We start from the raw sequence: 21,743 nt of genomic DNA on the forward strand, positions 1-21,743 counted from the left end.
CGCGCAACGTCCCCGGAATGGCCCGCAGGTTGCACGAACGTGTTTGGGGCACGATATGGAAAGTCGGCTCAACGCCCTTGCCTGCCACGGCTTGCACCTATTCGCGCCTTCCGCTATAGAGCCGCCACCCGCGTAGACACCCTTGGAGGCAACGCGGCGGAAGGCTGCCTTCCCCTTGTGATCCCGAACAAAGGTCCGCGTATGCGGCTTCCGGCATTCGGACATCCAGGTCTGGCGGCTTTCGACGTTTACAGCCCAAGCACTTTGCCGGCCGTGGACGCTCCATAACACGCGAAAGGAAATGCCATGAGCCACGATACTTACGAGCTCAAGGCCGAAGCGCGCGAACAGGTCGGTAAGGGGTCCGCCCGTGCAGTTCGCCGCAACGGTAAAGTGCCTGCAGTAATTTACGGTGACAGACAGCCTCCCCTGGCGATCGCGCTCACCTACAAGGACATCTACTACAAGATCCATGGCGGCGGGTTTTTGACCACGATCGCCACGATTGATGTCGACGGCAAGAAGATCCAGGTCCTGCCCAAGGACTTCCAGCTCGATCCGGTCAAGGATTTCCCTGTCCATGTCGACTTCCTGCGCATCGGCAAGGACACCGAAGTCAATGTCGACGTGCCTGTCCACTTCATCAATGAGGACAAGTCGCCCGGCATCAAGCGCGGCGGCGTGCTCAACATCGTGCGTCACGAAGTCGAGTTCCACTGCCCGGCCAATGCGATCCCGGAATTCATCACCGTCGATCTCACCGGCGCCGACATCGGCGACTCGATCCACATCTCGGCGGTCACCCTGCCGGCCGGCGTCAAGCCGGTGATCTCCGATCGCGACTTCACCATCGCGACCATTGCCGGCTCCTCGGCGATGAAGCCGGAGGTCGAAGAGACGACCGAGGCGGCTGCCACCGAAGCGGCTCCTGCCGCCGAAGAGAAGTAATCCCTTTCCGCCCGGGAGACGACGATGCTTGTCTTTGCAGGCCTCGGCAATCCGGGCGCGAAGTACACCAACAACCGGCACAATGTCGGCTTCATGGCGGCGGACGCAATCGCCCGCCGCCATTCGTTTTCGCCCTGGTCGAAAAAATTCCAGGGCCTGATCGCCGAAGGCACGATCGACGGCGAAAAGATCATCCTGATCAAGCCGCAGACCTTCATGAATCTCTCCGGCCAGTCGGTCGGCGAGGCACTGCGCTTCTACAAGCTCGACGCTGCCGCCCTCACCGTCTTCTATGACGAAATCGACCTTGCCGCCGGCAAGGTTCGGGTCAAGGTTGGCGGCGGTTCGGGCGGCCATAACGGCATCCGCTCGCTTGACGACCATATCGGCAAGGGTTTTCGCCGCGTGCGCATCGGCGTCGGCCATCCAGGCGTTCGGGAAATGGTGCACGGCCATGTGCTTGGCGACTTCGCCAAGGCCGACCGCGAGTGGCTGGCTGTGCTGCTCGACACGATCGCCGACGACGCCGGATTGCTGGCCAAGGGCGACGACAACTCCTTCATGAACCGCGTGACGCTCGCCTTGCGCGACAGACTGACGCCGACCGGTGACGAAGACCGCCCGCCACCGAAAGCGCCAAAGGCCCAAAGCCACATTCGTCAGGCACGGCCGCAGCAGGCGCCTGCCAAGCTGCCCGAAACCGGCCCGATGGCCGCCATGCTGAAGAAGCTGTTCGGCGGCAAGGGCTGAACCGGGACGCGATCGCGGCCGTAGGGCTTGACGATCCTTGGCGCTATCGCCCATAGCCCTGATCAAATTTCGCTTTCCCGATAGGACCGGACAAAATGGGTTTCAAATGCGGCATCGTTGGCTTGCCCAACGTCGGCAAGTCGACGCTTTTCAACGCGTTGACCAGGACGGCGGCGGCGCAGGCCGCCAACTATCCGTTCTGCACCATCGAACCGAACACCGGCGAGGTGGCAGTGCCCGACCCCCGCCTGCAAAAGATCGCCGCGATCGGCAAGTCGAAGGAGATCATCCCGACCCGCATCTCCTTCGTCGATATCGCCGGCCTGGTGCGTGGCGCCTCCAAGGGCGAAGGGCTGGGCAACCAGTTCCTCGCCAACATCCGCGAGGTCGACGCCATCGTCCATGTGCTGCGCTGCTTCGAGGATGACGACATCACCCATGTCGAAGGTCGCATCGATCCGGTCGCCGACGCCGAGACCGTCGAGACCGAGCTCATGCTCGCCGACCTGGAGAGCCTCGAACGCCGCATCGCGCAGTTCCGCAAGCGCGCCTCCGGCAAGGACAAGGAAGCGATGACGGTGCTGCCGACCATGGAAGCGGCACTCGAGTTGCTGCAGGCAGGCAAGCCGACCCGCATCCTGCTCAAAGGCATCTCGCCGGAAGACCTGCGCATCCTGCAGGGGCTGAACCTGTTGACCTCGCATCCCGTGCTCTATGTCTGCAACGTCGCCGAGGCCGATGCGGCCACCGGCAACGAGCACACCAGCGTGGTTGAAAAGATGGCCGCGGCGCAAGGCGCCAGCACGGTCGTCATTTCGGCCGCGATCGAGGCCGAGGTCGCCCAGCTCAGCGACGAGGAGGAAATGGAATTCCTGGCCTCGCTGGGGCTGGACGAGCCAGGCCTGAACAAGGTCATCCGTGCCGGCTATGAGCTTTTGCAATTGATCACCTATTTCACCGTCGGACCGAAGGAAGCGCGCGCCTGGACCGTGCACAAGGGCGCCAGGGCGCCGCAGGCGGCCGGCGTCATCCATACCGATTTCGAGCGCGGCTTTATCCGCGCCCAGACCATCGCCTACAACGACTTCGTCGCGCTTGGCGGCGAAGTGGCGGCCAAGGAAGCCGGCAAGGCGCGCGACGAAGGCAAGGAATACGTCGTCCAGGACGGCGACATCATGCTGTTCAAGTTCAACACCTGACCTTGCGGGCAGGCCGCCCTCGCGGCGGCGTTCCTGGGGAAGGCGAATTTCGGATTGCCACACGAGCAAAGGGAGACCCGGCGATGATCAAGGCCTTCGTCGTGGACAATGATCGCCTGCGCGTTACCGAAAACCTCGACGACAATGTCGTCTGGGCCGACCTCTTGAGCCCGACAAAGGAAGAAGAGGCCGCCATCGAGAGTTGGCTCGGCGTCGCCATCCCGACCCGCGAGGAGATGGAGGAGATCGAGATTTCGAGCCGCCTCTATGTCGAGGACGGCGCCTATTTCATGACCGCCACGCTGCCGGCCCAGACCGAGATCGACGATCCCCTGATGTCGCCGGTCACCTTCGTGCTTGCCGGCACCAGGCTGATCACCGTGCGCTATCACGAGCCGAAGGCGTTCAAGACCTTTCCGCAGCGCGCCGAGAAGGTGGCGACCGGCTGCACCAGCAGCGACACCATCCTGATCGGCCTGCTGGAGGCGATCGTCGATCGCCTCGCCGATATTCTGGAGCGCGCCGGCCGCGACGTCGAGGCGATCTCGCGCGACATCTTCCAGGCGACCTCGACCAAGGTTTCCAAGCGCAACCGCGACTTCCAGGAACTCTTGAAAGCCATCGGCCGCAAGGAGGATCTTACCTCCTCGATCCGCGACAGCCTGATCTCGCTGCAGCGCCTGGCTGGCTTCTTCGCCCATGCCTCGACCCGCACCAAGATGAGCAAGGACACAAAGGCGCGCATCAAGACGCTGTCGCGCGACGTGCTGTCGCTCGCCGACCATGCCACCTTCCTGTCGCAGAAGATCTCCTTCCTGCTCGACGCCACGCTCGGCATGATCTCGATCGAGCAGAACGCCATCATCAAGATCTTCTCCGTCGCCGCCGTCATCTTCCTGCCACCGACTTTGGTCGCTTCGATCTACGGCATGAATTTCGACATCATCCCCGAACTCAAATGGCAGCTCGGCTATCCCTTCGCCATTGCCATGATGGTGCTGTCGGCGATCCTGCCCTTCTGGTATTTCCGCCGCCGCGGCTGGCTTTAGGCGCCCCAGGCCCACGCGCCGTCGATGCTGGCGCACCAGAAATTGCTTGACCAAATTGCTGCCGGCCTGCATCCGGGTTGCCCGATCTTTGGGATTTTAACCGGATTGCCGACATGACCGGAAAGACTTGGGCCTATGAGGATTTTGTCGAGGGCGCCTCGCTCGACCTCGGCGTGAAGCAGGTGAGCGCCGCCGAGATCATCGAATTCGCCAGTGAATTCGACGCCCAGCCGATGCATCTCGACGAGGAGGCCGGCAAGGCCAGCATCCTGGGCGGTCTGTCGGCTTCGGGCTGGCACACCTGCGCGATGTTCATGCGCATGCTGTGCGATGCCTTCCTGCTCGACTCGACCTCGCAGGGCTCGCCGGGCATCGAACATGTCAAATGGAAGAAGCCGGTTCTGGCCGGCGATACGTTGAGCGGCACGCTCACCATACTCGCCAAGCGCCGGTCCAAATCGCGGCCTCAGCTCGGGCTTATCACCATGCGCAGTGAACTCTTCAATCAGCGCGGCGAAAGCGTCTTCGAACTCGAAAACACCGGCATGTTCCTCGCGCGTGATGCCGCAAAGGGCCTGTCATGACCTTGGACGAATACTTCCTGATCGGCGTCACCGTCACGCTCGGTTCGCACACTTTCGAACCGGACGACATCAAGGCATTCGCTCGCAAATACGATCCGCAGGTCTTCCATGTCGACGAGGAGGCGGCAAAGACGAGCGTGCTCGGCGGCCTCTGCGCTTCCGGCTGGCACACCGCCGCCACCTGGATGAAGTACAACCTCGAAAAGCGCATGGAGACGGAAGGCGTGCGCTGGACGGGTCCAGGCCCGCAGCCGGAATTCGGGCCCTCCCCGGGCTTCAGGAACCTGAAATGGCTGAAGCCCGTCTATGCCGGCGAGACCGTGACATTCACGCGCACCGCGCTCGCCCATCGCCCGCTCGCCGCGCGTCCCGGCTGGCATTTGCTGACGCTACTCTGCGAGGCCTCCGATTCGACCGGCGACAAGGTCATCGAATTCGACAGCGCGGTGCTTGTGAAGGTGGGGTAGATCGCCCTTTTCAATGCCCCTCGAAGCCGATCAGCGTCCTCACCGGCACGCCGAGCGACTCCAGCTTCTTGCGGCCGCCGAGGTCCGGCAGGTCGATGACGAAGCAGGCGGCAAGGATGTCAGCGCCGATCTGCCTGAGCAGCTTGACCGCCGCCTCCGCCGTGCCGCCGGTGGCGATCAAATCGTCGACCAGGATCACCTTTTCGCCCTCGGCAACGCCGTCCTTGTGCATCTCCATTTCGTCCAGCCCGTACTCCAGGCTGTAGGCGACGCGCACCGTCTCGTAAGGCAGCTTGCCCTTCTTGCGGATCGGCACGAAGCCCGCCGAAAGCTGGTGGGCGACGGCACCGCCGAGGATGAAGCCTCGCGCCTCGATACCGGCGATCTTGTCGATCTTCAGCCCGGCATAGGGATGCACCAATTCGTCGATGGCGCGGCGAAAGGCGCGCGCATTGCCGAGCAGCGTGGTGATGTCGCGAAACAATATGCCGGGCTTCGGATAATCGGGAATGGTGCGGATCGCCGAGAGCAGCGTCTCTTCGAGGGAGGATTTCATGGTTCGCACTCCACACTGGCGTATTCGATGTCTTGCCGCGAAGAGCGAGACCCGTTGGCTTGATCGGGCGTCCGCCCGTTTCGCGCGAGATTATCTGAAACGCAGATTTTCGCGCGTCAATTGTTCGATCGAGGTGCAGCCCATGAGCTTCATGCCGCGTTCGATCTCGACCCGCATCTGTTCGAGCGCGCGTTCGACGCCGGCCTGCCCGGCCGCCGCCAGCGGGAACAGATAGTAGCGGCCGACGCCGACGGCCTTGGCGCCGAGCGACAGCGCCTTCAGCACATGCGTGCCGCGCTGCACGCCGCCATCCATGATGACGTCGATCCGGTCGCCGACGGTATCGACGATCTCGGCAAGCTGGTCGAAAGCCGCCCGCGAGCCGTCCAACTGCCGGCCGCCATGGTTCGACAGGACAATGCCGCTGCAGCCGATCTCGACGGCGCGCCTGGCATCCTCCACCGACATGACGCCCTTGAGGCAGAACGGCCCCTGCCACAGCCGGACCATCTCGGCGACGTCGTCCCAACTCATCGACGGATCGAGCATCTCGGTGAAGTAGCGGCTGATCGACATGGTGCCGCCGCCCATGTCGACATGCTCGTCGAGCTGCGGCAGCTTGAACCCCTCATGGGTGAAATAGTTGATTGCCCAGGCCGGCTTGACGGCGAACTGCAGCATGCCGGTTAGGTTGAGCTTGAAAGGAATGGCAAAGCCCGTGCGCTTGTCGCGTTCGCGGTTTCCCCCGGTGATGCTGTCCACAGTCAGCATCATCACCTCGACGCCGATATCCCTGGCGCGCTGCATCATCGCCCGGTTCAGACCGCGATCCCGGTGGAAGTAGAACTGGTAGACCTGCGGCCCGCTGCTGATCTTGCGCGCCTCCTCGAGGCTGACCGTGCCGAGCGAGGAGACGCCGAACATCGTGCCGTATTTGGCTGCGGCCTTGGCCACCGCGCGCTCGCCCTGATGGTGGAACAGCCGCTGCAAGGCGGTCGGCGAACAATAGACAGGCATTGCCAGCTTCTGGCCCATGACCGTCACCGACATGTCGATCTCGCTCACCCCACGCAAGACGTTGGGAACCAGGTCGCATCTCTCGAAGCTTTCGGTGTTGCGGCGATAGGTGACCTCGTCGTCGGCCGCACCGTCGATGTAGTTGAAGATCGGCCCCGGCAGCCGCTGCTGCGCCATGCGCCGGAAATCGGAAAAATTGTGACAGTCGCGTAGCCGCATCATCGATTTCCAAACATCATGCCGTCGACGATCCCCTCGTCACAGACGCCGCGTGGCATAGCAATCACATGGCGCCGTGCCAACAGGCTTGTTCAAGCGGCCGGCAATCGACCGTGCCGCCGGCCCGCGCCTCATCCAAGCAAAAAGGGCGCCTTCCGGCGCCCTGCATGATCGTCTTGGTTCAAAGCGGCTTGGGCCCCTATCAACCAGGCCTTAGTGCGTCACGCCTTCCCACACCTTGCGCTTGGTCAGATAGACCAGGGCGCCGAACAGCAGCAGGAAGACCAGCACGCGAAAACCGGTCTTCTTGCGGTCTTCCATATGCGGCTCGGCCGCCCACATCAGGAAGGCCGACACGTCGCGCGAATACTGGTCGACCGTCTGCGGCGCGCCGTCGTCATAGGTCACCTGGCCGTCGGAGAGCGGCTTGGGCATCTTCAGCGACACGCCGGACAGGAAGTATGGATTGTAGTGCGTGCCCTCGGGGATCACCATGCCCGCCGGCGGCGTCTCGTCGTAGCCGGTCAGCAGCGAATGGATATAGTCGGGGCCACCCTGCGCATACTGCGTGAAGATGTCGAAGACGAAACGCGGGAAGCCGCGCTCGACGCCGCGCGCCTTGGCCAGCAGCGACATGTCGGGCGGAGCAGCGCCGCCATTGGAGGCAGCAGCGGCCTGCTCGTTGGCGAACGGCGCCGGGAAGTAGTCGGACGGCTTGCCGGGACGGTCGAACATGTCGCCTGCGTCGTTGGGGCCGTCATGGATGGTGTACTCGGCGGCAAGCGTCTTCACCTGCCCTTCCGAGTAGCCGAGCCCTTCCAGCGTGCGGAACGCCACCAGGTTCATCGAGTGGCAGGCCGCGCAGACTTCCTTGTAGACCTTCAGGCCGCGCTGCAGCTGCGCCTTGTCGTAGGTGCCGAACGGCCCGGCGAAGCTCCAGTCCATCTCCTTCGGCTGATCGATCGGGAAGTGCGTCGGCGCGGCCGCGTTGTGCGCTTCCTCGGCGGCGATCGCCCCAGTGCTCGCAGTTTCAACGCCAACAACCACGAGGCCAAGCAGCGCCAGCGAGGTGAGAATCTTCTTCATGCCAAATCCCCTTAGATTCTCTGCCGCTCAGCCCTTGGTTTCCGGCGCGGCCGTAGCCCCCGCAGGATGATGTCCGCCACCTTTGTTCTTTTCGAGCACCGCCTCGGTGATCGAATTCGGCAGCCTGCGCGGTGTCTCGATCAGGCCCAGCACCGGCAGAGCGACCAGGAAGAAGACGAAATAGAACAGCGTCGCCATCTGCGCCATGAAGACATAGCTGCCTTCGGCCGGCTGCGAGCCCAGCCAGCCGAGCAGGACGGCGTCGGCGACGAACAGCCAGAAGAACAGCTTGTACCAGGGCCTGTAGACCGCCGAACGGACCTTCGAGGTGTCGAGCCATGGCACCAGGAACAGCATGACGATGGCGCCGAACATGCACAGCACGCCGCCGAGCTTCGAGTTGATCGGACCGATGTTGAAGGTGATGGCGCGCAGGATCGCGTAGAACGGCAGGAAGTACCATTCCGGCACGATATGGGCGGGCGTCTTCAGCGGGTCGGCGATCGTATAGTTGTCCGGATGGCCGAGATAGTTCGGCAGGTAGAAGACGAAATAGGCGAAGACGAACAGGAACACGATCATGCCGAACGCGTCCTTGATGGTCGCGTAAGGCGTGAAGGCGACGGTGTCGGTCTTCGACTTGACCTCGATGCCGGTCGGGTTCGACTGGCCGACGACGTGCAGCGCCCAGACGTGCAGTACGACGACCCCGGCGATCATGAACGGAAGCAGATAATGCAGCGCGAAGAAGCGGTTGAGCGTCGGATTGTCGACGGCAAACCCGCCAAGCAACAGCTCCTGGATCCAGTTGCCGACCAGCGGGATGGCACTGAAGAAGCCGGTGATGACGGTGGCGCCCCAGAAGCTCATCTGTCCCCACGGCAGCACGTAACCCATGAAGCCGGTCGCCATCATCAGGAGGTAGATGATGCAGCCGAGGATCCACAGCAACTCACGCGGGGCCTTGTAGGAGCCGTAGTAGAGGCCGCGGAAGATATGGATGTAGACGGCGACAAAGAAGAACGAGGCGCCGTTGGAATGCAGATAGCGCAGCAGCCACCCCGAATTCACGTCGCGCATGATCTTTTCGACCGAGTCGAAGGCGAGGGTCGTGTCGGCCGTATAGTGCATGGCCAGCACGATACCGGTCAGGATCTGCGAGACCAGCATGATCGCCAGGATACCGCCGAAGGTCCAGGCGTAGTTGAGGTTGCGCGGCACCGGATAGGCGATGAAAGAATCATAGACCATCCGCGGCAGCGGCATGCGGGCGTCGAACCAGCGTTCGATACCGGTCTTGGGCGTATAGGTCGAGTGTCCCTCGCTCATCGAAATATCCCCTGCCTCAACCGATAAGGATCTTGGTATCGGAAATGAACTTGAATACCGGCACCGCCATGTTCTCCGGTGCCGGACCTTGGCGGATACGGCCGGCGGTGTCGTACACCGAACCGTGGCACGGGCAGAACCAGCCGCCGAATTCGCCTTCCTGGCCGAGCGGGATGCAGCCCAGATGGGTGCAGACTTGCACCATCACCATCCAGGCTTCCTTGCCGGGCGTGGTCCGGTTGGCATCAGTCGCCGGGGCATCGGCCGGCAGGTTGGCGTTGCGGGCGATCGGATCCTTGAGCTCGGCGAGGTTGACGGCCTCGCCGTCCTTCATCTCCTGCTCGGTGCGGTTGCGCACCACGACCGGCTTACCGCGCCATTTGACGATCAGCGACATGCCCGGCGTCAGCGAAGCGACATCGACCTCGACCGAGGCCAGCGCCAACGTCGAGGCATCGGGGCGCATCTGGTCGATGAACGGCCATGCGACGGCGCCCGCACCAACCACAGCGGCCATGCCGGTGGCGATGTAGAGAAAATCACGACGGTTGGGATCCTGGGTGTCGGTTGCGCTCACGGGTGCCTGATCCTTTCGCCTCGTCCGTGCCGGTGGTCGAGCCTGTTCCCCGCTCATTCACGCCAACCCGACAGCGCATGGCGAACAGGCTAGCGAATTCCTCCGGCATTTGGACTTCGGTTTATGCGTGAAGCCCGTTTTTGTCCAGCGGGGTGGAGGCACAAGGGCAGATTGTCGCGGGGACACGGCGCCGCTTTCCAAAGCACTGCGCCGGCTGACCGCCCGACGCAGCGAAACGACCGGAAATCCGGCGCGAAATCCAGGCCCGTGGTCGCCTCGACAGCCGCCGCAGGCCGGGTCTATTCTTCTCCTATGGCGCATATCATAGACCGCGACACATGGGCCGAGGCGCCCGACCGCTGGCAAGGCGAGCTGCAGTGCGGCGCCTTTGGCTCCAACAGCTGCCTGATCTTCAACTATTTGCCTGACGTCGGCGGCGGCCCACTTCTGCACAGCCATCCCTATGCAGAGATCTTCATCATCCGTCAGGGTACCGGGCTGTTCACGGTCGGCGACCGGCAGATCGAGGCGTCCGCCGGCCAGATCGTCATCGTGCCGCCGGACACGCCGCACAAATTCACCAATCTCGGCCCGGGTGCGCTCGAGACCACCGATATCCACGAGAACGGCAGCTTCATCACCAAATGGCTGGAGTGAAACCTACTTCGCGCCAAGCCTGACCAGCACTGCCCTAGGAATATCGTACTCACGGATCACCGCGTCGTGCTTGCGCAGGCCGCAGAGTTCGCGCTGGATGAAGTAGCCGTGCACGGCTTCGGCCGCTTCCTTGAGGAGCCTGGGCCGCTGCTCCTTGTCGTCTCCATTCTCACGCAGCTTGACCAGCGTCTCCTCGACGCGCTGCCCTGCGCGTCCGAGCGCAGCCGCCTTTTCGGCCAGGATTTCATGGCCGAGTGCGTCGAAGGCGGCTTCCCCGGCCGAACTGCCGGTGGACGGCGGGCGCAACGACATCTCAGTCTCCTTTCCTGCCGACCGCGGACTTTGTCTCGAACTTCATACGATGGGTGACGAATTCTTCGCCCTTCACCGGCCCGAAGCCAAGTCCCTCATAGAAAGCGAAGGCTTCCTGCGGCGCCCTTGTGTTCAGCGCGGCGAAATGTCGACGTGCCCTGTCGACAACCGTCTCGACCAGCATTCTGCCGACGCCGTTGCGGCGATGCTGCGCGCTGACGAACAGGTGACGGACCCGGCCTAGCTCCCTGCCGTCGAAATAGGGGGCGATGTTCAGCCCACACACACCAACGACTTCGCGGCCATGCCAGACGCCAAACAGCGCCTCGCCATGTTTCAGGAACCTGTTGCGGCGGCTTGCCCAGCCATCAGCCAGGCGCACCAGCATCCAGTATCCCTCGAGGCGGCTCTCTTCCATCAATGCGCGGAAGGCTGGCGTCGTCGGCCTCAGCCGCTTCAGCACATAGCCGGTTACCATCGATCCGCCCATGCCTTACTCCGCCGGACGCGTCTCTTCCAGCACGCTTTCCTCGTTGAACAGGAAGCCGCCGGACTGCCGCTTCCACAGCCGTGCATAGAGCCCGTCGAGCGCCACCAGTTCGTCATGCGTACCTTGTTCGACGATGCGGCCGCCGTCGAGCACCACCAGCCGGTCAAGCGCCGCGATCGTCGACAGTCGGTGGGCGATGGCGATGACCGTCTTGTTCTCCATCAGCCGTGCCAGATTTTCCTGGATCGCGGCCTCAATGTCGGAATCGAGCGCCGAGGTCGCCTCGTCGAGGATCAGGATCGGCGCGTCCTTGAGGAAGACGCGGGCGATCGCCACGCGCTGGCGCTGGCCGCCGGACAGCTTCACGCCGCGCTCGCCGACATAGGCCTCGTAGCCCTGGCGGTCTCTGTTGTCGCGCAGGCCGAGGATGAACTCGTGCGCCTCGGCCTTCCTGGACGCAGCGACCACTTGCGCCTCGGTCGCATCCGGCATGCCGAGCTTGATGTTGTCGCGCAGCGAGCGATGGAAAAGTGCTGTATCCTGGCTGACGACGCCGATATTGGCGCGCAGCGAGTTCTGCGTCACGCCCGATATGTCCCGCCCGTCGATCAGGATCTTGCCGCCCTCGAGGTCGTAGAGGCGCAGGATCAGATTGGCCAAGGTCGTCTTGCCGGCGCCGGACGGCCCGACCAGCCCGACCTTCTCGCCCGGCCGCACGACGAGGTCGATGCCGTCGAGCACGCCGAACCCCTTGCCATAGTGGAAGGTGACGTTCTTCACCTCGATGCGGCCGCCGGCCACGACAAGCTCGCCGGCATCCGGCGCATCGGTCAGGCCGAGCGGCTGCGAAATCAGCGCCTTGGAGTTCTCCAGCACGCCGAGATTCCTCAAGATGCCGTTGAGCTGCATCATCACGCGGCTGAGCAGCATGTTTAGCCGCAGGACAAGCGAAAGTGTGAAGGCTACGGCACCGACGGTGATCGAGCCTTCGACCCAGAGATAGATCGCAAAGCTGGCGATCACGGTGATCATGATACCCGACAGCGTCGTCAGCGCCATCCGCACGCCGGTCAGCCGGCGCGTGAACGGACGCAGCGCGTCAAGGTAGATGTCGAAGCCGCTGCGGATATAGCGGTCGTCGCCGTCGGCCGAGAACAGCTTCAGCGTCTGCACGTTGGAGTAGGAGTCGACGATGCGGCCGGTGATCATCGAGCCGGCCTCGGCGGTCGCCTCGGCATGCTTGCGGATCGCCGGCAGATAGCGCCTAGCCAGAAAGCCGAAGGCGGTGATCCAGATCACCACCAACACCGCCAGCCTGAGATCGAGACCGGCAACCAGCGCCAGCGTCGTCACCGTATAGACGATCATGAACCAGATGACCTCGATGAAGCTTTCCATCAAGTCGCCTGTCGCTTGCCCCGCCTGCCAGACTTTTGTCGCGATGCGGCCAGCAAAGTCGTTCTGGAAGAAGGCGTAGGACTGGCGCGAGACATGGCGATGCGCCTGCCAGCGCACCAGATTGTAGAAGCCCGGCGTGATCGTCTGCTCGTCGACCAGCGCTGACAGGCCGACAACCAGCGTGCGGATGACAAGCACCACGGCGCCCATGAACAGGAGCTCTGGGCCGGCCGCGGTCCACAGCGCGTGCCAGCTGCGCTCGCCGGGCAACTGGTTGAGAATGTCGACCAAGCGCCCGACGAAATAGAACAGTCCGGCCTCGACCAGCGGCGCGATGCCGCCGATGACGAGCATGGCGAAGAAAGCTAGCTTCGCCTGCCCGACATAGTGCCAGAGAAAGCCGCCGACGCTGGCGGGTGGTCGAAGAGTCGCGGGTTCGCGGAACGGAGAGACCCAGTGCTCGAACCAGCGATAGACGGCTTGCATCATGCGGCGGGCATCATTCTGCTGCTTCACCCTTGGCGCCAATGTCGTTGGCGACAGCGTCGTTGGCAGCCTCGGCCGGACCGTCATCGAGCAGGAAGCCGCCCGACTGACGTTGCCAGAGCTGCGCGTAGAGCCCGCCGCTGGCGACCAGTTCATCATGCGAACCTTCCTCGATGACATGGCCTTTATCCATGACGACGAGCCTGTCCATCGCAGCGATGGTCGACAGCCGGTGCGCGATGGCGATCACGGTCTTGCCCTGCATAAGCCTGTAGAGGTTCTCCTGGATGGCGGCCTCGGCTTCTGAATCGAGCGCCGACGTCGCCTCGTCGAGAATGAGGATCGGCGCGTCCTTCAGCATAACGCGGGCGATGGCGATGCGTTGCCGCTGGCCGCCGGACAATTTGACGCCACGGTCGCCGACATGGGCGTCGAAGCCCTTGCGGCCGCTGGCGTCGATCAGCCCGCCGATGAAGTCGACCGCCTCGGCCCGCCCCGCCGCCTCGAGCAGCATCTCGTGGGTAGCGTCCGGACGGCCATAGAGGATGTTCTCGCGCACCGAGCGGTGCAGCAGCGAAGTGTCCTGCGTCACCATGCCGATCTGCGCGCGCAGCGAATCCTGCGTCACCGAAGCGATCTCCTGGCCGTCGATCAGGATCTTGCCAGCTTCGAGGTCGTAGAACCGCAAAAGCAGGTTGACCAGCGTCGACTTGCCGGCACCGGAACGGCCGACGATGCCGACCTTTTCGCCCGGCTTCACCGTCAGCGACAGGTTCTCGATGACGCCCTTCTGCTTGCCGTAGTGGAAGCGGATGTCCTCGAAGCGGATCTCACCCCTGGCAACGGTGATGTCCTTCGCACCAGGCCTGTCTTCGACCAGCCGCGGCAGCGAGATCGAGGCGATGCCGTCCTGCACCGTGCCGATGTTCTCGAACAGGGCCGACATTTCCCACATGATCCATTGCGACATGCCCCACAGCCGCAGCACCAGGCCGATGACCACCGCGACAGCGCCGATCGTCACCGCCTGGCCGAGCCACAGCCACAGCGACAGCGCCGTGACCGAAAACAACAGCAGCGCGTTGAGGATATAGAGCAGGCCGTAGAGCACCGTCACCAGCCGCATCGACCGGTAGACCGTATCGAGAAAGCCGGCCATGCCTTCCTTGGCGAAGGAGGCTTCGCGGCGCGCGTGGCTGAACAGCTTGACCGTCTGGATGTTGGTGTAGCTGTCGACAACGCGGCCGGTCATTGTCGAACGCGCATTGGCCTGCTCCTGGCCGACCTTGCCGAGCCGCGGGATAAAAAAGCGCAGCAGCCCGATATAGCCGATGAGCCAGACGGCCAGCGGCGTGGCCAGCCGCCAGTCGGCCGAACCGACGATGAAGAGCATGCCGAGGAAATAGACGATGATGTAGTTGAGCACGCCGATCAGCTTGATGACGCATTCGCGCACGGCGAGCGCCGTCTGCATCAGCTTGGTCGCGATGCGCCCGGCGAATTCGTCCTGGTAGAAGCCCATCGACTGCTTGAGCAGATAGCGATGCACCTGCCAGCGGATGCGCATCGCGTAGTTGCCCATCAGCGTCTGCTGGTTGAGCATCGAATGCAGCCACACCGTGCCCGGCAACGCGAACAGCACGATGAAGGCCATGCTGGCGAGCTTCCAGCCCTCGGTCTGCAGGAAGGTTTCGCGGTTCTGCCCGGACAGCCAGTCGACGATGCGGCCGAGAAAGCCGAACATCCACACTTCGGCAAAAGCGATGGCCGTCACCAGCACCGCATCCACGACGATGTAGGGCCAGGCGCCGCTTGTGTAATGCACGCAAAAAGCAACCAGCGTCTTCGGCGGCTCGACCGGTTCCGCTGCCGGGAACGGATCGAGCCTTTTCTCAAACCAGCTAAACATTGTCTTGGTACTCTTGATAGGCTCGTTGGCGCTCACGCGGCGCGGGATCGCACGACTTCAACGCCAAACGGCTCGGAATCACCCGAGTCGCTGGCTTCATTTCGCGCAATATAGGGTGTCGATCGCATTTCGCCGACAGGGTCGTTTGACGATCCTGACGGGACGCTGTCGACGACGCGGATTTTCGGACCCGGCCTGATCAGCCGGACGATCCGGCGCACCAGCGACGGCCGGCTGGGATCGGGAACGGCGCGCGAGAAGTCGACATCCGGCAGCATGCCGCGATGCGGACGCCGGCGGGTCTCGGCATGAACCGCCGACGAGTAGGTCTCGCCGATCAGCAGCGCCCAGGTCGCCATCTTGCGCTCGTGCAGGTTTCTCGAGCCGGGTATCTTATAGGGATCGAGCATCGGTCCATCCTCCATGTGAAAATGCGATAAAAAGGGTGAAGCAAGCTCGACCGCCGGCATTCGGCCAAAGGCACGGATGGCGCCGGCGCGCATTGCGTCGGTCGAGACACGGCAAGCGTCGGTCCGGACAGGTTCAGGTGGGGCGTTCAGCCCCTTTGACAGTTTGAAAAACATCGCAAGATTCCTTCGAGAGCCGAAAACTGGGTTCGGCGGGAATCGGTGCGATCAGAGTCTAGAAAGTCAGGAGAATCGTCGTACCGAAACCGCCATCGGGCCTGCATGGCCCCAGGAGAGGTGCTGGATGTGCATGGTCATCATGAATTCCCCCTCCATCGGTTCGGGTTGACAATGAGAGGCGTATACTCGACTTCGCAGAAAATGACCACCCGCCAGTCCAGCAATCTTCGAAACCGGGAAATCCCTGTGGCCGATCTGCCACTTATTAGAAAGACGCGGAAATGAACGATCGTCTCCGCATCGCGCTCTACCAGCCTGACATCGCCGGCAATACCGGAACGATCCTGCGCTTCGCCGCGTGCCTCGGCCTTGGCGTCGACATCATTGAACCGGCCGGCTTCCCGCTCTCCGACAGGACGCTGAAACGGGCCGGCATGGACTATCTCGAAATGGCGGCGCTGACCCGGCATGTCGACTGGCACGCCTTCGAGCAATGGCGCAAAAGTGGCGCGCGGCGGCTGGTGCTGCTGTCGACCAGGGCCGCGACCGCCTACACGGACTTTGCCTTCGCCGATGGCGACGTCCTTCTGTTCGGCCGCGAATCCGCAGGCGTGCCGGATCCGGTCCACGAGGCCGCGGATGCGCGACTGGTGATCCCGATGCAGCCGGGCACGCGCAGCATCAACGTCGCGCTTTCTGTCGCCATGGTCGCGGGCGAAGCGATCCGGCAGTTGCGATAGAATCTCCAGTCCGGCGGCAAAGCCGTCCCTGTCGCTGACCTCAGCTGCTTCCGTTATTTTCACCCAGGCGCACATCGCCTTCTCCTGATTTGCCTTGTCTGGATCTCTTCGCTACAAGCTCAACTTAACTTGAGGTCAAGCGGAAAGTGCGAGATGGCTCCGGTAACGGAATTGACGGTCGGCCAGGTGGCGATGCGCAGCGGCGTCGCGGTGTCGGCGCTGCATTTCTACGAGGCGCGCGGGCTGATCCGCAGCCACCGCACGTCAGGCAACCAGCGGCGCTACGGCCGTGACGTGCTGCGGCGGGTGGCGATCATCCGGGTCGCCCAGGAAGTCGGCATCTCGCTGGCCGAGATCGCGGCCGCCCTTCAGTCCCTGCCCGAGGGCCGCACGCCGACGCGCGAGGACTGGAATCTGCTTTCAACGGCCTGGCGCGATAGCCTCGATCAAAAGATCAGCCAGTTGAAGAAGCTGCGCGACGGCCTCACCGACTGCATCGGCTGCGGCTGCATGTCGATCGACAAATGCCCGCTCAGGAACAAGGGCGACAAGCTGTCGAAGCAGGGCGCGGGCGCGCGGCGCCTGTTGGTGGAGCGCTAGTCCGCCGCCGGCAATCTGCGGATCGTGAATTCGATGACATCCCCCGGCCGTTCGAACCAGCTTTCGATCTCGGTCCAATAGGCCTGTTTTGGGAAGCGCTCGAACCATTCCTTGGCCTTGAGGCGCGCATCGGAGCGCGGCAAGACGAAGGTCTCGCGCAGGAAACCGTCGCGCGGCATGCGCTCGCGCTCGGCGCGCGAACGATCGAGCCTTTTCTTCAAGCCATCCAGCGGCGGTCTTGCCGGGGTGCGCATGAAAGAAACTCCTTGGGCCTTAATGGCACTTGACCCTTGCCCTTAAGAGATTAGGGATCGCGCCCGGAAAAGACGAGTCATTTGTCGGCTGCGACGGGAGACAGCATTTTGGAACGACCTGAAATACCCGTGGGCCTGCCGGACGACATCGAACAGAAGAAGATGAAGGCTAAGCTTTGGTTCGAGACGCTGCGCGAACGCATCTGCGCCGCCTTCGAGCAGATCGAGCAGGATCTTGAAGGACCGCTGGTTTCATGGTCGCCCGGCCGCTTCGAGAAGACACCTTGGGAGCGCGACGAGGGCAAGGGCGGCGGCGGCACCATGTCGATGATGTATGGCCGCGTCTTCGAGAAGGTCGGCGTCCACACCTCGACCGTCTATGGCGAGTTCTCGCCCGAATTCCGCAAGCAGATGCCTGGCGCCGAGGAAGACCCGCGCTTCTGGGCAAGCGGCATCTCGCTCATCGCCCACCCATGGAACCCCAACGTGCCGGCCGTGCACATGAACACCCGCATGGTCGTCACCTCGCGCCAGTGGTTCGGCGGCGGCGCCGACCTGACGCCTGTGCTCGACCGCCGCCGCGTCCAGGACGACCCCGATACTTTGGCCTTTCACCGCGCCATGCAGTTCGCCTGCGAGAAGAACGCCGGCGTCGCCGATCACCCCAAATTCAAGGCGTGGTGCGACGAATACTTCTTCCTGCCGCACCGCAACGAGCCGCGCGGTACCGGCGGCATCTTTTTCGACTGGCTGCATTCGGACGACGACAAAGGCGGCTGGAACGCCGATTTCAACTTCGTCCAGGATGTCGGGCGTTCTTTCCTCGTCGTCTACGGACATCTGGTTCGGGCCAATTTCAACGAGAACTGGACCGACGGCGACCGCGACGAACAGCTGATCCGGCGCGGCCGTTACGTCGAATTCAACCTTCTTCACGATCGCGGCACCATCTTCGGCCTCAGGACGGGCGGCAATGTCGCTTCGATCCTGTCCAGCCTGCCGCCGGAGGTAAGATGGCCGTAAAAAATCGGTGAGCGGAATGTGAGTCGCAATGACGTCCCATTCGCCGAATTCTGGCACGGAATGTGGCGCCGCAGATTTCTTTTTCGTCTAATATCCATTTGAAAAAACTGGGTTATTTGTCGTCTCGGGTCGGGAAGCGCCGGCGGTTCGCCCGCGAAACCGCGACTCGACGCAACCGGACGGCCCAAGACGACGCGGACCATCTTCTCGACAAGGATGTCCGCTTTTCCCAGGAGTACTTAGCAAATGCGCAAAATCATTGTGTCGGCCGCCGCGGCCGCCCTTCTCGCCTCCGGCTCGGTTGCCTTTGCCGCCGTCAAGCACACCACCGGGACGATCAAGGCCTTTGACGCAACGGCCATGAGCCTGGTTCTCGAAGATGGATCATCTTTTACGCTTCCCAAGACCTTCAAGGATCCTGGCCTGAAGGCCGGCGAAAAGGTCCGCGTTTCCTGGGACATGAGCGGCAAGAACAAAGTTGCCGAGGCAGTCAAGATCGTGAAGTGATGGCCTGCTCGCCAGAACAAGACCAGCTTTTGTCTGGTCTTGCTCCGGGGTAGCGTAAGAGGGCGGAGCAGCGATGCTCCGCCTTTTTGTTCCTCGCCGGCAACCAAAACCAGGCATTTGTGTTATGGTTGCTCCCCCGAGCATGTCCTGAACCGAAGGTCGGCCCAGCAAGATCGGAACCGGTTTCGGAAGGATCATGCAACGATCAAAGTGCTGGAGCGCCCGTGTCTCAGCTACCGCCCGCTCCAGGGAGGAAAAGGAGAATCCCATGAAGGAATTCCACTGCGGCTCGCTCGTCCCCGGTTGTGACTGGCACACGCGGGCCGACGAGGAGGCCGAGATCATGCGCCGCGCCGTTGAGCACATGCGCGAGACCCACGGCGAGACGGTGATCCGCGAGACGATGGTCGAAGCGATCCGCTCACGCATCGAGAAAGCCCGCGACGCGGCCTGATCTCAGCTGATCTCAGCTGGCTTTCAAGGCTTCCGCGGCGCGCTCGAGCAGCGCGCCGCGATCAAGCGCAAAACCGGACTCGATCCACTCCCTTTCCAGGTTTTTCAGGATGGCGCCGAGCTTCGGCCCCGGCGCAGCGCCTAGCTCGGTCAGATCGGCTCCCTTGACCGGGAAGTCGGGCCTTTGCCATTTCAGCGCGAAACCAAGCAGGCGCGAAAAGCCGCCTGCGTCGAGGAGCGCTGCATTGTCCTCGACCGCCCGCGCCCGCGCGGAGGCCAGCGCAAGCCGGAGCCGGTCGACAAAGCCCTGGCGATCGCCACGATAGAGCTTTTTCGCCAGCTCGCCTTCGGTTGTCTTGGGTTCGACAGCAACCGTCAGCGCCCAGTGGCGCAGGCGATCCGCCTCGCCGGTCGAGAATCTCAGCCTCTCGGCAAGCGTTTTCATCCGCGCCGCATCCGGTGGCACCATCGCTTCCAGCCTGAGCAGCGAGTCTGGCGTCCAACCCAGCTCCTTTTCGGTCCTGGTCAGTCCGTGGATGGCGTCGATGCCCCATTTCTCGCTCTCCGGCAGGACGCTGGTGAGAACGCCGGCCTGGCGCATCCAAAGAAGCGCCCGTGACGGATCGGGCGCCGACAGAAGCTTCTTCAACTCGGACCAGACGCGCTCGGCCGAAAGCTGGCTCAGCCCCTCCTTGAGCCGCGCGCAGGCCTTCAACCCCTCCGCATCCGGCCGGCCGTCGCCATACCAGGCGAAAAAGCGAAAGAAGCGCAGGATGCGCAAATAATCCTCGCGGATGCGCGCCTCCGCATCGCCGATGAAGCGCAGCCGGCGCGCTTCGATGTCGGCGATGCCGCCGACCAGGTCGACCACGGTGCCGTCGGCTTCGGCGTAAAGCGCGTTGATGGTGAAGTCGCGCCGCTCGGCATCAAGCTTCCAGTCGCGCCCGAACGACACCTTTGCCCGCCGCCCGTCGGTTTCGATGTCGGCGCGCAGCGTGGTGACCTCATAGGCCTTGCCGCCGGCGACAGCAGTGATGGTGCCGTGCTCGATGCCGGTCGGCACCGTCTTGAACCCCGCCGCTTCGGCGCGGCGCTTGGTTTCCTCAGGCAGGCAAGTCGTGGCGATGTCGATATCGGCGACGGGCTGGCCGATCAGCGCGTTGCGCACCGCACCGCCGGCAATGCGCGCCTCTTCGCCGCCGTCCGAAAGCGCGGCAAGCAGTCGCTGCAGCTGCTTTTCGCCGAGCCAGTCGGCCCTGCCCGCAAGCGACACCGGAGCACTCACGCATAGAGCCTTTCATAAAGCGTGCGGATGATGCCGGCGGTGACGCCCCAGATACGCCGGTCGCCATAGGGCATGTCGTAGAAGAACCATTCGAGATCGTTCCACATGCGGCTGTCCCGCTTGTGATTGGCCGGGTCCATCAGGAAGCGCAGTGGCACCTCGAAGGCGGCATCGACCTCCTCGGCATTCAGCGTCAGCCGGAAACCCGGCCGCACGATGCCCAGGACCGGCGCGATGCGGTAGCCGCTGCCCGCGACGTAGTCGGGCATGCGGCCGATGATCTCGATGCCATCCTCGCCAAGCCCGATCTCCTCGAAGGTTTCGCGCAGCGCCGCCGCCTCCGGGCTGGGATCGGTTGCATCGATCGTGCCGCCGGGGAAAGCCACCTGCCCTGAATGGCTGCGCAGCTTCTCGGCCCGTTTTGTCAGCAAGACCGTCGCATCGCCTTGATGATCGACCACCGGGATCAACACCGCAGCGTCGCGCAGTGGCTTGGCTTGGGTCAGGCGCGGATGGCCGGGGTTGAAGCGGTGATCGCCAAATTCGTCGCCGGCATGCGCATCCGGCTGCGCGGCGAAGCGCGCGCGAAAATCAGCGGTGGAAAACGGCGCCGGCGTCATTTGGTCCATCACGCGCTCAGCCGCTTCAGTTTTTCCGCCGTCATGATCGGATAGACCTCGCCTTTCGAGCGGACGGCAAACATCGTCCTGCCGCCGATGCCGATTTCCTCGCCATGCTCGACCAGCTCGTACATCACCGGTCGCGCCACCAGCGCTTCCAGCCGCCCGCGCACCAGAACGTAAGGCTTCAGGCCGCCGGTGGCATCCTCGTCGACGAAGCGCAGCGGATGCCCGGGCCCGGCCTCGACGACGTCGCCGACATTGGTGCGGAAGGTGATGACCTGGTCGTCGCCGGCGCCGGAAACGTCCATTTCGACGGCCACGAAGGGCGCGTCGGCGACACGGATACCCACCCGTTCCACCGGCGTCACCAGATAGGTCTTGCCGTCTGCATCCTTGCGCAGAACCGTGGAAAAGAGTTGCACCAGCGGCATGCGCCCGATCGGCGTGCCCAGATAGAACCAGGTGCCGTCGGCTTTGATCTCCATGTCGAGATCGCCGCAGAAGTCAGGATTCCAGCGCTCCACCGGCGCCGGACCCTTGCCGGCGCGCGTCGCCCGCGAGATCAGCGCCTCCAGTCCGCGCGTTTCCCTGGCGGCCGTCAGACTCTCTTCAGCATGTTCGGAGCGTTCCGTCATGGT

26 protein-coding genes are annotated in these 21,743 nt (G+C 63.3%); 12 read left to right on the forward strand and 14 right to left on the reverse strand.

Annotated features, from left to right (window positions below; all coding sequences use genetic code 11):
- The first annotated feature begins 306 nt into the window (after positions 1–306).
- The 6 genes from A6B35_RS26505 to A6B35_RS26530 all read left to right on the forward strand — a co-directional run bounded on the left by A6B35_RS26505 (position 307) and on the right by A6B35_RS26530 (position 4,997).
- Entirely contained in the window at positions 307–948 is a 642-nt protein-coding gene (locus A6B35_RS26505) for a 50S ribosomal protein L25/general stress protein Ctc (protein WP_006202559.1), read from the forward strand.
- Between the two features lie 24 nt (positions 949–972).
- Entirely contained in the window at positions 973–1,698 is a 726-nt protein-coding gene (pth, locus tag A6B35_RS26510; RefSeq protein WP_006202560.1) for an aminoacyl-tRNA hydrolase, read from the forward strand.
- A 95-nt stretch (positions 1,699–1,793) separates the two neighbouring features.
- Positions 1,794–2,897, forward strand: coding sequence for a redox-regulated ATPase YchF (gene ychF / locus A6B35_RS26515; protein ID WP_006202561.1), 1,104 nt, complete (start codon positions 1,794–1,796; stop codon positions 2,895–2,897).
- 83 nt (positions 2,898–2,980) lie between these two features.
- Positions 2,981–3,946, forward strand: coding sequence for a magnesium/cobalt transporter CorA (corA, locus tag A6B35_RS26520; protein ID WP_006202562.1), 966 nt, complete (start codon positions 2,981–2,983; stop codon positions 3,944–3,946).
- Between the two features lie 113 nt (positions 3,947–4,059).
- Positions 4,060–4,530, forward strand: coding sequence for a MaoC family dehydratase (locus tag A6B35_RS26525; protein ID WP_006202563.1), 471 nt, complete (start codon positions 4,060–4,062; stop codon positions 4,528–4,530).
- Positions 4,527–4,997, forward strand: a complete 471-nt coding sequence (locus A6B35_RS26530; RefSeq protein WP_006202564.1) for a MaoC family dehydratase — start codon at positions 4,527–4,529, stop codon at positions 4,995–4,997. Before A6B35_RS26525 ends, A6B35_RS26530 begins: the two co-directional genes overlap by 4 nt.
- Positions 4,998–5,007: 10 nt before the next feature.
- Here A6B35_RS26530 and A6B35_RS26535 read toward each other — a convergent pair whose 3' ends face one another.
- The 5 genes from A6B35_RS26535 to petA all read right to left on the reverse strand — a co-directional run bounded on the left by A6B35_RS26535 (position 5,008) and on the right by petA (position 9,721).
- Positions 5,008–5,553 carry an adenine phosphoribosyltransferase gene (locus A6B35_RS26535; RefSeq protein WP_006202565.1) on the reverse strand — a complete coding sequence of 182 codons (546 nt, stop codon included), beginning with the start codon at positions 5,551–5,553 and terminating at the stop codon, positions 5,008–5,010.
- A gap of 90 nt (positions 5,554–5,643) precedes the next feature.
- Positions 5,644–6,789, reverse strand: a complete 1,146-nt coding sequence (locus tag A6B35_RS26540; protein ID WP_006202566.1) for an alpha-hydroxy acid oxidase — start codon at positions 6,787–6,789, stop codon at positions 5,644–5,646.
- Between the two features lie 213 nt (positions 6,790–7,002).
- Positions 7,003–7,875, reverse strand: coding sequence for a cytochrome c1 (locus A6B35_RS26545; RefSeq protein ID WP_006202567.1), 873 nt, complete (start codon positions 7,873–7,875; stop codon positions 7,003–7,005).
- 27 nt (positions 7,876–7,902) lie between these two features.
- A complete protein-coding gene (locus A6B35_RS26550) occupies positions 7,903–9,204 on the reverse strand; it encodes a cytochrome b (RefSeq protein WP_006202568.1) in 1,302 nt (433 codons plus the stop codon).
- A 16-nt stretch (positions 9,205–9,220) separates the two neighbouring features.
- On the reverse strand, positions 9,221–9,721 hold the full coding sequence (gene petA / locus A6B35_RS26555) for a ubiquinol-cytochrome c reductase iron-sulfur subunit (protein WP_244425935.1): 501 nt from the start codon (positions 9,719–9,721) through the stop codon (positions 9,221–9,223).
- A 372-nt stretch (positions 9,722–10,093) separates the two neighbouring features.
- On the opposite strand from petA, the gene A6B35_RS26560 reads away from it, so the two are divergent.
- Positions 10,094–10,438 (forward strand): cupin domain-containing protein, encoded by a 345-nt coding sequence (locus A6B35_RS26560; protein WP_006202570.1) that lies wholly within the window; start codon positions 10,094–10,096, stop codon positions 10,436–10,438.
- 3 nt (positions 10,439–10,441) lie between these two features.
- Here the strand turns inward: A6B35_RS26560 and A6B35_RS26565 are convergent, their stop codons facing one another.
- The 5 genes from A6B35_RS26565 to A6B35_RS26585 are packed head-to-tail and all read right to left on the reverse strand — an operon-like array spanning position 10,442 to position 15,443.
- Entirely contained in the window at positions 10,442–10,750 is a 309-nt protein-coding gene (locus A6B35_RS26565; RefSeq protein WP_006202571.1) for a DUF6665 family protein, read from the reverse strand.
- A 1-nt stretch (position 10,751) separates the two neighbouring features.
- Positions 10,752–11,240, reverse strand: coding sequence for a GNAT family N-acetyltransferase (locus A6B35_RS26570; RefSeq protein ID WP_006202572.1), 489 nt, complete (start codon positions 11,238–11,240; stop codon positions 10,752–10,754).
- A 3-nt stretch (positions 11,241–11,243) separates the two neighbouring features.
- A complete protein-coding gene (locus A6B35_RS26575) occupies positions 11,244–13,127 on the reverse strand; it encodes an ABC transporter ATP-binding protein (RefSeq protein WP_006202573.1) in 1,884 nt (627 codons plus the stop codon).
- A 10-nt stretch (positions 13,128–13,137) separates the two neighbouring features.
- Positions 13,138–15,033 (reverse strand): ABC transporter ATP-binding protein, encoded by a 1,896-nt coding sequence (locus A6B35_RS26580; protein WP_006202574.1) that lies wholly within the window; start codon positions 15,031–15,033, stop codon positions 13,138–13,140.
- A 32-nt stretch (positions 15,034–15,065) separates the two neighbouring features.
- Positions 15,066–15,443 carry a hypothetical protein gene (locus A6B35_RS26585; RefSeq protein WP_100084782.1) on the reverse strand — a complete coding sequence of 126 codons (378 nt, stop codon included), beginning with the start codon at positions 15,441–15,443 and terminating at the stop codon, positions 15,066–15,068.
- A gap of 458 nt (positions 15,444–15,901) precedes the next feature.
- Between A6B35_RS26585 and A6B35_RS26590 the strand changes: the two genes are divergently transcribed.
- Together A6B35_RS26590 and soxR are read left to right on the forward strand one after the other, a co-directional pair.
- Entirely contained in the window at positions 15,902–16,360 is a 459-nt protein-coding gene (locus A6B35_RS26590; RefSeq protein ID WP_006202576.1) for a tRNA (cytidine(34)-2'-O)-methyltransferase, read from the forward strand.
- Positions 16,361–16,513: 153 nt separating this feature from the next.
- Positions 16,514–16,960, forward strand: a complete 447-nt coding sequence (soxR, locus tag A6B35_RS26595; RefSeq protein WP_006202577.1) for a redox-sensitive transcriptional activator SoxR — start codon at positions 16,514–16,516, stop codon at positions 16,958–16,960.
- On the opposite strand, the gene A6B35_RS26600 is transcribed toward soxR, so the two are convergent.
- Positions 16,957–17,214, reverse strand: a complete 258-nt coding sequence (locus A6B35_RS26600) for a hypothetical protein (RefSeq protein WP_006202578.1) — start codon at positions 17,212–17,214, stop codon at positions 16,957–16,959. The two genes, soxR and A6B35_RS26600, sit on opposite strands and share 4 nt — an antisense overlap.
- 108 nt (positions 17,215–17,322) lie before the next feature.
- On the opposite strand from A6B35_RS26600, the gene hemF reads away from it, so the two are divergent.
- From hemF to A6B35_RS26615, 3 genes are all read left to right on the forward strand, one after another.
- A complete protein-coding gene (gene hemF, locus A6B35_RS26605; protein WP_006202579.1) occupies positions 17,323–18,237 on the forward strand; it encodes an oxygen-dependent coproporphyrinogen oxidase in 915 nt (304 codons plus the stop codon).
- A gap of 246 nt (positions 18,238–18,483) precedes the next feature.
- Positions 18,484–18,744, forward strand: a complete 261-nt coding sequence (locus A6B35_RS26610) for a DUF1344 domain-containing protein (RefSeq protein WP_006202581.1) — start codon at positions 18,484–18,486, stop codon at positions 18,742–18,744.
- Between the two features lie 268 nt (positions 18,745–19,012).
- Positions 19,013–19,198 carry a DUF1059 domain-containing protein gene (locus A6B35_RS26615; protein WP_006202582.1) on the forward strand — a complete coding sequence of 62 codons (186 nt, stop codon included), beginning with the start codon at positions 19,013–19,015 and terminating at the stop codon, positions 19,196–19,198.
- A gap of 12 nt (positions 19,199–19,210) precedes the next feature.
- On the opposite strand, the gene A6B35_RS26620 is transcribed toward A6B35_RS26615, so the two are convergent.
- The 3 genes from A6B35_RS26620 to A6B35_RS26630 are packed head-to-tail and all read right to left on the reverse strand — an operon-like array spanning position 19,211 to position 21,740.
- Positions 19,211–20,482 carry a CCA tRNA nucleotidyltransferase gene (locus A6B35_RS26620; protein WP_006202583.1) on the reverse strand — a complete coding sequence of 424 codons (1,272 nt, stop codon included), beginning with the start codon at positions 20,480–20,482 and terminating at the stop codon, positions 19,211–19,213.
- Complete coding sequence (locus A6B35_RS26625) at positions 20,479–21,111, reverse strand: CoA pyrophosphatase (RefSeq protein ID WP_006202584.1); 633 nt, start codon at positions 21,109–21,111, stop codon at positions 20,479–20,481. Before A6B35_RS26625 ends, A6B35_RS26620 begins: the two co-directional genes overlap by 4 nt.
- Positions 21,111–21,740 (reverse strand): DUF1285 domain-containing protein, encoded by a 630-nt coding sequence (locus A6B35_RS26630; protein WP_006202585.1) that lies wholly within the window; start codon positions 21,738–21,740, stop codon positions 21,111–21,113. Before A6B35_RS26630 ends, A6B35_RS26625 begins: the two co-directional genes overlap by 1 nt.
- Positions 21,741–21,743: the final 3 nt, after the last annotated feature.

This window comes from Mesorhizobium amorphae CCNWGS0123, assembly GCF_001686985.1.
GTDB lineage: Bacteria > Pseudomonadota > Alphaproteobacteria > Rhizobiales > Rhizobiaceae > Mesorhizobium > Mesorhizobium amorphae.

Bases quoted from the DNA above. Each gene is read 5' to 3' on its own strand.
- A6B35_RS26630 (WP_006202585.1), bottom strand. From the start codon at position 21,740: ATGACGGAACGCTCCGAACATGCTGAAGAGAGTCTGACGGCCGCCAGG.
- A6B35_RS26505 (WP_006202559.1), top strand. From the start codon at position 307: ATGAGCCACGATACTTACGAGCTCAAGGCCGAAGCGCGCGAACAGGTC.
- A6B35_RS26540 (WP_006202566.1), bottom strand. From the start codon at position 6,789: ATGCGGCTACGCGACTGTCACAATTTTTCCGATTTCCGGCGCATGGCG.
- A6B35_RS26625 (WP_006202584.1), bottom strand. From the start codon at position 21,111: ATGGACCAAATGACGCCGGCGCCGTTTTCCACCGCTGATTTTCGCGCG.
- A6B35_RS26600 (WP_006202578.1), bottom strand. From the start codon at position 17,214: ATGCGCACCCCGGCAAGACCGCCGCTGGATGGCTTGAAGAAAAGGCTC.
- A6B35_RS26525 (WP_006202563.1), top strand. From the start codon at position 4,060: ATGACCGGAAAGACTTGGGCCTATGAGGATTTTGTCGAGGGCGCCTCG.
- A6B35_RS26545 (WP_006202567.1), bottom strand. From the start codon at position 7,875: ATGAAGAAGATTCTCACCTCGCTGGCGCTGCTTGGCCTCGTGGTTGTT.
- A6B35_RS26585 (WP_100084782.1), bottom strand. From the start codon at position 15,443: ATGCTCGATCCCTATAAGATACCCGGCTCGAGAAACCTGCACGAGCGC.
- A6B35_RS26560 (WP_006202570.1), top strand. From the start codon at position 10,094: ATGGCGCATATCATAGACCGCGACACATGGGCCGAGGCGCCCGACCGC.
- corA (WP_006202562.1), top strand. From the start codon at position 2,981: ATGATCAAGGCCTTCGTCGTGGACAATGATCGCCTGCGCGTTACCGAA.
- soxR (WP_006202577.1), top strand. From the start codon at position 16,514: ATGGCTCCGGTAACGGAATTGACGGTCGGCCAGGTGGCGATGCGCAGC.
- A6B35_RS26530 (WP_006202564.1), top strand. From the start codon at position 4,527: ATGACCTTGGACGAATACTTCCTGATCGGCGTCACCGTCACGCTCGGT.
- A6B35_RS26565 (WP_006202571.1), bottom strand. From the start codon at position 10,750: ATGTCGTTGCGCCCGCCGTCCACCGGCAGTTCGGCCGGGGAAGCCGCC.
- A6B35_RS26615 (WP_006202582.1), top strand. From the start codon at position 19,013: ATGAAGGAATTCCACTGCGGCTCGCTCGTCCCCGGTTGTGACTGGCAC.
- A6B35_RS26610 (WP_006202581.1), top strand. From the start codon at position 18,484: ATGCGCAAAATCATTGTGTCGGCCGCCGCGGCCGCCCTTCTCGCCTCC.
- ychF (WP_006202561.1), top strand. From the start codon at position 1,794: ATGGGTTTCAAATGCGGCATCGTTGGCTTGCCCAACGTCGGCAAGTCG.
- petA (WP_244425935.1), bottom strand. From the start codon at position 9,721: ATGGCCGCTGTGGTTGGTGCGGGCGCCGTCGCATGGCCGTTCATCGAC.
- A6B35_RS26550 (WP_006202568.1), bottom strand. From the start codon at position 9,204: ATGAGCGAGGGACACTCGACCTATACGCCCAAGACCGGTATCGAACGC.
- A6B35_RS26590 (WP_006202576.1), top strand. From the start codon at position 15,902: ATGAACGATCGTCTCCGCATCGCGCTCTACCAGCCTGACATCGCCGGC.
- A6B35_RS26580 (WP_006202574.1), bottom strand. From the start codon at position 15,033: ATGTTTAGCTGGTTTGAGAAAAGGCTCGATCCGTTCCCGGCAGCGGAA.
- A6B35_RS26535 (WP_006202565.1), bottom strand. From the start codon at position 5,553: ATGAAATCCTCCCTCGAAGAGACGCTGCTCTCGGCGATCCGCACCATT.
- A6B35_RS26570 (WP_006202572.1), bottom strand. From the start codon at position 11,240: ATGGGCGGATCGATGGTAACCGGCTATGTGCTGAAGCGGCTGAGGCCG.
- pth (WP_006202560.1), top strand. From the start codon at position 973: ATGCTTGTCTTTGCAGGCCTCGGCAATCCGGGCGCGAAGTACACCAAC.
- A6B35_RS26575 (WP_006202573.1), bottom strand. From the start codon at position 13,127: ATGATGCAAGCCGTCTATCGCTGGTTCGAGCACTGGGTCTCTCCGTTC.